We start from the raw sequence: 1,614 nt of genomic DNA on the forward strand, positions 1-1,614 counted from the left end.
GGGCGTGATCGGGTAGATGGAACACAGCTCGTTGAGCCGGTACGCCACCGAGACGGCCGCTTCGTTGCCGTCGATGATCGCCTGCGTCGGCGCCGGCGTCTGTGTCATGGGAGTCCCTCTTTCCTCGCCCGCTCAACGCTCGGCGATCATCTCGATGGCGTGGACCGGGCACTGCTCGTAACAGGTGCCGCAGCCGGTGCACTTGGCGTAGTCGTAGCGGTAGCGCAGCCCCTTGCCGAGCTTGATGACGGCATCCTCCGGGCACGAACCGAGGCAGCCGTCGCACTCGATGCAGTTGCCGCAGGACAGGCAGCGCCACGCTTCGGTGAACGCCTCGTCGGCGCTCAGACCGCCGACGATCTCGTCGAAGTTCTGCCGCTGTTCGACGGCCAGTTCGGGCTGGGTGGTGCGCCGGTTGTCGCCCCAGTACCACAGGTTGAGCTTGTCGAAGGTGGCGAGGTCGTGCTTCTCGCGCTCGATGTGGGGCCGGCTGTTGAGCCACAGGTCGATCATGCGGGCGGCCTTCTTGCCGTGGCCGACGCCGACGGTCACCGTGCGTTCCGACGGCACCGCGTCGCCGCCGGCGAAGATGCCGGGCACATCGGTCATGAGGGTCTTCGGGTCGACCTGCACCACGTCGCCGTCGAACTGCATGCCCGGGATCACCTTGAGGAAGTCCGAGTCGGCCTCCTGACCCAGGGCGAGGATGACCGTGTCCGCCTCGAGCGTCTCGAAGCGGCCGGTGCCGCGTGCCTTGCCGTTCTCGTCGAGCTCCATGATCTCGACCTGCATCTGGTCGTCGTCGAGGGAGTTGATCGTGCGCAACCAGTTCATCTTGACGCCCTCGCGGACGGCCTCGTCGCGCTCGTCGGCGTGGGCCGGCATCTGCTCGGCGGTGCGCCGGTACACGATGATCGACTCCTCGGCGCCCAGCCGGCGGGCCACGCGGGCGGCGTCCATCGCGGTGTTGCCGCCGCCGTAGACGGCGACGCGGCGCCCGATGACGGGGGTCTCGCCCGAGGCGACGTCGCGGAGGAAGGTGACGGCATCCACGATGCGGCCGGCGTCGCGGGTGGGGATGTCGACCCGCTTGGAGAGGTGGGCGCCGATGGCGACGAACACGGCGTCGAAATTGCCCTCGCGCTGCTCCTCGAGGAGGTCGGCGACGGTGTGGTTGAGGGTGATGGTGACGCCGAGGGCGGTGATGCGGGCGACCTCGGCGTCGAGGACGTCGCGGGGCAGGCGGTACTCGGGGATGCCGTAGCGCATCATGCCGCCGGGGGCGTCCGAGGAGTCGCGGATCTCGACGCTGTGGCCGAGCAGGGCCAGCTGGTAGGCGGCCGACAGGCCCGACGGTCCGGCACCGATGACGAGGACGCGGCGTCCGGTCTGGCGGACCGGCGCGGCGAACTGCCAGCCGTTGGCGATGGCGAGGTCGCCCAGATAGCGCTCGACGGAGTGGATGGAGACGGCACCGTCGAGTTCGATGCGATTGCAGGCGGTCTCGCAAGGGTGGTAGCAGACGCGGCCGTGGATGGCGGGGAAGGGGTTGTTGCGGGTGAGCTCGCGCCAGGCGGCCTCGTCGGCGTGCTCCTTGACGAGGCGCAGCCACTC

General features: G+C 69.4%; 1 protein-coding gene. It reads right to left on the reverse strand.

Annotation, left to right across the window (positions count from 1 at the left end; all coding sequences use genetic code 11):
- Window positions 1–132: 132 nt before the first annotated feature.
- A partial coding sequence (locus Q1K57_RS09145) for an NAD(P)-binding protein (protein WP_300081322.1) occupies window positions 133–1,614 on the reverse strand: 1,482 nt, incomplete at its 5' end.

The organism is Propioniciclava sp. (assembly GCF_029977985.1).
In the GTDB taxonomy this organism is placed as follows: Bacteria; Actinomycetota; Actinomycetes; order Propionibacteriales; family Propionibacteriaceae; genus Propioniciclava.